The 5,115-nt window shown below is 64.8% G+C and carries 5 protein-coding genes; 4 read left to right on the forward strand and 1 reads right to left on the reverse strand.

The annotated features are described in order from the left end of the window. Window positions 1-241 precede the first annotated feature (241 nt). From AC1VXC_RS20725 to AC1VXC_RS20735, 3 genes are read left to right on the forward strand one after another with little or no spacing between them, the layout of a single operon-like run. Window positions 242-1,582: a histidine kinase gene (locus AC1VXC_RS20725; protein WP_481527795.1), complete on the forward strand. Its 1,341-nt coding sequence runs from the start codon at window positions 242-244 to the stop codon at window positions 1,580-1,582. Continuing rightward, window positions 1,572-2,345: a LytR/AlgR family response regulator transcription factor gene (locus tag AC1VXC_RS20730; protein WP_313174606.1), complete on the forward strand. Its 774-nt coding sequence runs from the start codon at window positions 1,572-1,574 to the stop codon at window positions 2,343-2,345. The genes AC1VXC_RS20725 and AC1VXC_RS20730 overlap by 11 nt, the downstream gene beginning before the upstream one ends. A gap of 27 nt (window positions 2,346-2,372) precedes the next feature. Further along, entirely contained in the window at window positions 2,373-2,702 is a 330-nt protein-coding gene (locus AC1VXC_RS20735; protein ID WP_313174604.1) for a hypothetical protein, read from the forward strand. A 275-nt stretch (window positions 2,703-2,977) separates the two neighbouring features. Here the strand turns inward: AC1VXC_RS20735 and AC1VXC_RS20740 are convergent, their stop codons facing one another. Then, entirely contained in the window at window positions 2,978-3,580 is a 603-nt protein-coding gene (locus AC1VXC_RS20740; protein WP_057629895.1) for a hypothetical protein, read from the reverse strand. A 331-nt stretch (window positions 3,581-3,911) separates the two neighbouring features. Between AC1VXC_RS20740 and AC1VXC_RS20745 the strand changes: the two genes are divergently transcribed. Further along, window positions 3,912-4,838 carry an oxygenase MpaB family protein gene (locus AC1VXC_RS20745; RefSeq protein WP_313494663.1) on the forward strand — a complete coding sequence of 309 codons (927 nt, stop codon included), beginning with the start codon at window positions 3,912-3,914 and terminating at the stop codon, window positions 4,836-4,838. Window positions 4,839-5,115: the final 277 nt, after the last annotated feature.

Consider the following 5,115-nt stretch of genomic DNA (forward strand, 5'->3'; position numbering starts at 1 on the left):
GGCGCCCCCCCCGGGCCCGCGAGGGGCCCCCCACCTTCTCCCCGTCCGGCCCCCGCTCTCGCGCGACGGGCCCCGCCCCCCCCCCCCCGGCGCGCGCGCCCGCCCCCCCCACTACAGTGGCCGCCGTTTTCCATCCCGCCCAATCCGGGTTTGATCGCCCTTTTCCGGGTTTCGTCGCAGGCCGCTTGCAGCCGGCGGGGCGGCGCCTATGCTCACCTCCAATCCCTACGGTGACTGCCCCATGTTCGCCAGCCTCTTCCTCGGTTTCCGCATCCTCGCCGCCTGGGCGCTGACGATCCTCGTCGCTGCGTTCCTGTGGAGCGGCCTGTTCAGCGGCATGGACCAATCCCCGGGCTGGATCTTCGGCCTGGCCGCCATGGCCTTGATGGTGTTCGCGCTGACTGCGGTGGTTGGCCACATCCGCCGCGTCACCCTGATCGCCGACCGGCTCGATTCGCAGACCCTGGCCAACCGCCATCGCCGTCAGGTCGAGCTGCCGCTGGACGCCCCCACGGCCTTCGCCCTGTTGGAACAGGTGATCGGGCAGATGCCACGCATCGAACAGTTGGAGCGCTCGGTGGGCACCCTGCAGCTGCGTGCCACCCAGCGCCGTGCCGATCCCTACGGCGAGCGCCCTCCGTCACGCTGGAACCCGATGGCACGGCTGGCAATCCGCCACAACCAGATCACCGCCCGGGTCATTCCCGGTGCCGATACCAGCAGCGTGACCCTGTTCTTTGAGCCGGATGCTGGAGCGTGGGTGGACCTGCTGCTGCTGGATGAAGGCAGTAACTACGAAAACGCCGAGGCCATCACCCATGCACTCAGCGGCAAGGTTGCCCAGCAGCGCCGCGAAGAGCGCGAGCACGCCGCACGTACCGAGGCCGAGAAGGAACTCAGCGTCGCCCGGCTGAACCTGCTGCATGCCCAGGTTGAGCCGCATTTTCTCTACAACACCCTGGCCAACGCACAGGTGTTGACCCGCAGCGATCCGGCCCGTGCCGAGCAGATGCTCGGGCACCTGATCCAGTACCTGCGCAGTTCGCTGCCGGGCATCGATCAGTCCGTGTCCACGCTCGGGCAGGAACTGGAGCGGGTGCAGGCCTATCTGGAGATCCTGCGGATCCGCATGGGCTCGCGGCTCAACCTGCAGATCGACGTGCCCGAAGCGCTGCACGGTGTCAGCCTGCCCTCGATGTCGCTGCAGACCCTGGTCGAGAATGCGATCAAGCATGGCCTGGAACCCAAGAGTGGTGGCGGCACGGTATGGATACTGGCGCGTGAACTGGATGGTCAGTTGACGATCACCGTGGCCGACGATGGCCAAGGCATCAGCAGCGACAACAGTGGCACCGGCATCGGGTTGAAGAACCTGCGCGAGCGCCTGCGGCTGAGCTGTGGCGAACAGGCAACGCTGGCGCTGGTTTCCAATTTTCCCAGTGGCATGGCTGCCACCATCAGCCTGCCCAAGCGCATTGCATCGCCGCCGCCGGTAGTCGCTGCTGCACCGGCCGTCGCGCCGGTCAACAACACCTCGACGCAGTCGGCGGTGAACATACCGGAGCTGCCCCGTGCGTCTTGAAGCCCTCATTGCCGAAGACGAGCCGCTGCTGCGCCAGGCGCTGTTGGCCCAGTTGCAGCGCCTGTGGCCGGAACTGATCATCGTCGCCGAATGCGAGGACGGCGCCGCCGCGCTGGAAGCGCTGGAGACGCATAAACCGGACCTGGCCTTCCTCGACATCCGCATGCCAGGCATCACCGGCCTGGACGTGGCCCGCGCGCTGCAGCAGCTGAGCCCGCAGACCGAAGTGGTATTTGTCACCGCCTACGACCAGTACGCAATCAGTGCCTTCGAACAGGGAGCGGTGGACTACCTGCTCAAGCCGGTCAGCGACGAGCGGCTGTTGGCAACGCGTCAACGCGTGCTGGCGCGCCGCCAGAGCGGCAATGCTGATCCGGGGGTGCTGGAGCGTCTGCTGCAACAGCTGGCAAGGCAGCCTGCCGCGCCATTGGCCACACCACCGCTGGCCTGGATCACCGCCAGCAATGGCCGCGAAACCCGCCTGGTGATGCTGGACGAAGTGCTGTATTTCCGCGCCGACAGCAAATACACCGTGGTGGTCACCGCCGAGGAAGAACTGCTGCTGCGCAGCTCGCTGCGCGAACTGACGGCCGCCCTGGATGCCAACAGCTTTCGCCAGATCCATCGCGCCACCATCGTCAACATGAAGGCGGTGGCGGCGGTGAGCCGCGACGACAGCGGCCGCGGCGTATTACGGCTGAAACAGCGTAGTGAAACGCTGGTGGTCAGCCAACCCTTCATGAGCCTGTTCCGCGGCATGTGATGCCGCCCTGTTTGCCGGAGTATTGCCATGCATTACCTGACCGTTCTGATCGGCAGCCTGCTGTCGATGCTGGGCATCCATGAAACCCCCGGGCAGACCTCGGTAACCCGCATCAGTGGTGAACAGAGCCTGCTCAGCCGCACCACCGTGGTCAACGGCGTCAGCCGCTTCCAGTGCCTGCAGAGTGATACGGGGCGCTGCAATTACCTGCTGTATCGCGAGCACTGCAGCGGCGCAGCGGACGCACTGCTTTGTCGGCGCGAGGCTTTGGGCGACTTTGTCGTCGTGGTCGGCTCCACCCGCCAGATGCATGGTCTGCCGGCGGGATACTCGCAGCAGGTGACTTTGCAGAAGTAGTTCAATCGCGGGGTTGCGCACGGTAGGAGTAGGGCGGGTAAGCGGCGCGCAGACGGGGCAACTGGCGCACAGTCGGAACTATCAGCAACGGTTCACTTCCCGGGTGCGCGCTGCTTACCCGGGCTACGGTGCTGCAATTGCAGGTGTAGCACCTCTCCGCTGCGCTGGCGCAAGGGCTGGGCGCGGAGCGGGGCAGGGGAGATGGGCAGTTTTGCAGTGTGCAAAAAAATCGCCGCGACAAAGCGCGGCGATATGTAGCAACAAAGCGAGCGGGCTCAGAACGCAGGCTGTAGCCGCAAGCCATCGTCACCGATGTGGTTGAGCTTGCCGACCAGTTCCGAGTGCTGCCGCATGCGTCCCAGTTCACGCATGATGCGCACGTCTTCATGGCGCAGCTCGCGGGTGTTGGTGACGGCCTGCTTGTAGTCCAGCACCTCCGGATAGTGCTTGGCCATCTCCAGCGCCTCGGCCACTTCATCCACGCTGTCGGCATCGGAGCTGATCCGGGCGCGGCTGTTGAAGGCCTTCATCCAGCGCTCGAAACCGGCGGTGTGGTCGAACATGTTGGCCATGAACCAGATCACGAACAGGATCGATACCCATGAGCCGAGCACGATCACCACGCGGGTGAAGGTGATATGGAAGTCATCGCGCCACAGGTAATTGGTGATCAAGCCAAGGATCAGCAGTGACGATGCCTGCCACAGCACGATCGAGGCCATCAGCCATTGGCACTTGGCCTTGGCCAGCACCGACACTTCCTCGCGTATCTGCTGATCGCTCAGGTTTTTCCAATGATCGACCTGTTTCTCGAACGGGCTGTTGTACAGCTCGTTGTCTTGCAGCAGCAATCCCAAACCTTTGAAAAGTGCGATCATGTTGAGCTCCTTGCAGATACTTGCTGGAACGAGCGACGGATGCAGGTTGGTGCGGTCAGGCAGGCTCAGTTCTAGCACTTTCGTCGCACTTGGCAATGGGGGCGGTGCGAAGAACCGAACGGCGGTGTTTGCCGTGACACCCTGACAGCGCGGATTTTTTGCGGTGCGTCATCGTCCAAGCCGAAGGACGTTTCAGTTTTTGTCGAATTCTCTGCTGCATTCGCACATGGGGCGCCTGTCGCTGGCACCGGGGCTTGACGGCGGCTGTACGGTTGCCGGATCGGCGGCTCAAGCGAGCCAGCTGCGCAGCCGGACCGGTACGATAGGCAGCATGTCATCCCTGTTCAGTCCGGTTTCCGCCGCCGCCACCGCCCACATCCGTCGCTGGGTGCTGGACGCCTTTCCACGTAACCAGAATGGCGTGGAGTACGACACGCCGTTGGGGGACCCGGGCTGGTTCGGGCCGGGCAGTGTCACCTGGCGCATTCATTCCGAATTCCCCGGTATGTTGGCTGGTGGGCTGTGCGCACTGATGTTGCAGTTGCTGCATCCGCGTGCATTGGCCGGCGTCTATGACCATTCCAATTTCCGCGAGGATCTGGTCGGGCGGCTGCGCCGCACCACCAGTTTTGTTGCCGGCACCAGTTACGCGCCAGCGGCCGAGGCCGAAAAACTGATCGCCAAAGTTCGACGCATTCACGCGCAGGTGGTTGGCACGCTACCGGATGGGCGTGCCTACGCCGCGGACGATCCGCAGCTGCTGACCTGGGTGCATGTCACCGAAGCCTTCGGGTTTCTCGAGGGGTGCAGGCGCTATTGTCGCGAGGTACCGGCCGCCATTGCGGATCGCTACTACGACGAGTACCGGCGTGTCGCCGAGGCCTTGGGTGCGCGTGATGTGCCGGCCAGCGAGGCGCAGGTGCGCGAGTACTTCCAGGCGCAGCAAGCGCAGCTGAGCATGGACGCGCGTTCGCGCGAGGTGCTGGAGGTGCTCAGCGATGTGCGTTTGCCGGTGCCGTTGCCGGGCGTATCACGTGACGTGTTCCTTGCTGCCGGCGCGGCCTTGCTGCCGGAGTGGGCGGTGCAGTTGCTGGGGCGGAGTCGCGGCCAGCAGCTGCAATCGGTGGTGGCGGCGCGGGTGCTGCGCAGCGTGGCGCCGCTGTTCCGGATTGCCTTGAACGACGGCATTTCGACCCGCGCCTGCAAGCGGGTAGGGCAGGATCCTGCGGTGCTCGCGGCGTGGCCTGCCTTGGCGTAGTGCCGAGCCATGCCCGGCAGGGGCTTTACCAGCGAAGGGCACCCTCACCCCAACCCCTCTCCCGTAAACGGGAGAGGGGCTAGCACTGTAGTGCCGAGCCATGCTCGGCAGGGGCTTTACCAGCGAAGGGCGCCCCTCACCCCAACCCCTCTCCCGTAAACGGGAGAGGGGCTAGCACTGTAGTGCCGAGCCATGCCCGGCAGGGGCTTTACCAGCGAAGGGCACCCTCACCCCAACCCCTCTCCCGTAAACGGGAGAGGGGCTAGCACTGTAGTGC

This window comes from Stenotrophomonas sp. STEN033, from assembly GCF_056856655.1.

Coding starts and splice junctions, on each gene's coding strand:
- AC1VXC_RS20725 (WP_481527795.1), top strand. CDS start 242: ATGTTCGCCAGCCTCTTCCTCGGTTTCCGCATCCTCGCCGCCTGGGCG.
- AC1VXC_RS20735 (WP_313174604.1), top strand. CDS start 2,373: ATGCATTACCTGACCGTTCTGATCGGCAGCCTGCTGTCGATGCTGGGC.
- AC1VXC_RS20740 (WP_057629895.1), bottom strand. CDS start 3,580: ATGATCGCACTTTTCAAAGGTTTGGGATTGCTGCTGCAAGACAACGAG.
- AC1VXC_RS20745 (WP_313494663.1), top strand. CDS start 3,912: ATGTCATCCCTGTTCAGTCCGGTTTCCGCCGCCGCCACCGCCCACATC.